Genomic DNA, 736 nt, shown 5'->3' with positions numbered 1-736 from the left:
AGGCACCAAGCCCCCAACGTTTCACCAAGTCGGCACTAACCCCTTCCTCACTCCTGTAAAGAAAGTCGTCAAGCGAATAATCTGCAGACAGGCTGCCTTGCTCGACATAAACCTTGGCAATATGGTGCCAGCGTTTACTCGTCATATAGCCTGGGGAGATTAGCTCACTTTCTAGCAAGTCTTTCATCTTCTCTGCTTCAAACATTAAATGCGCTTTTGTATGTCGCTGGCTGTAGCGTTCATAGATCAGGTCTACAATTTCTGAGGGGTGATCCATAGCATATCGCCAGCCTTTAAAACTGGCTCGCCTAAATGCTGCAACCCGTTTAGGGTGGTGTTTGAGTTCATGAATCGTAGTAAAAAGGTTGTCACCATAAAAATCGACCCCGGAATCTTTTGGTCGAAACAGCGTGTACGGCTCTCCCAAACGCTCAAACTCAAACACTTCATCAGTGGTATAAACAGACATAGCTGCAACCCTACCCGCCATCACATCTGAAGTATTAAAACTGTGCTTAACAATTTTGAGCGTATCACGCGATAAACCTTCTTTGGAAAGATAAGCCATTAACTCAGCCGAGTTGGCTTCAATCATAATAGGTTTGTTGCGTAGGTCTTGTACTTGCTGAATGTTTGAGTATAAGTTGCTCTCAGGCAAACTGGCGGAGCTTAACAAAGCAAGAGGAGAATGTTGGAATATAACCCCTAAAACGACAACAGGCTTAAAGTGGTTGTG

The 736-nt window shown here is 44.7% G+C and carries 1 protein-coding gene; it reads right to left on the bottom strand.

Features of this window, described 5'->3' with window-relative positions:
- The coding region (locus A3763_RS04370) for an ABC transporter substrate-binding protein (protein WP_231872097.1) at nt 1–676 on the bottom strand (676 nt) is incomplete at its 3' end.
- Nucleotides 677–736 lie beyond the last annotated feature (60 nt).

The organism is Oleiphilus sp. HI0128, from assembly GCF_001635365.1.
The sequence above is the reverse complement of the archived record's forward strand: the minus strand, read 5'-3'. Positions and strand labels throughout refer to the sequence as shown.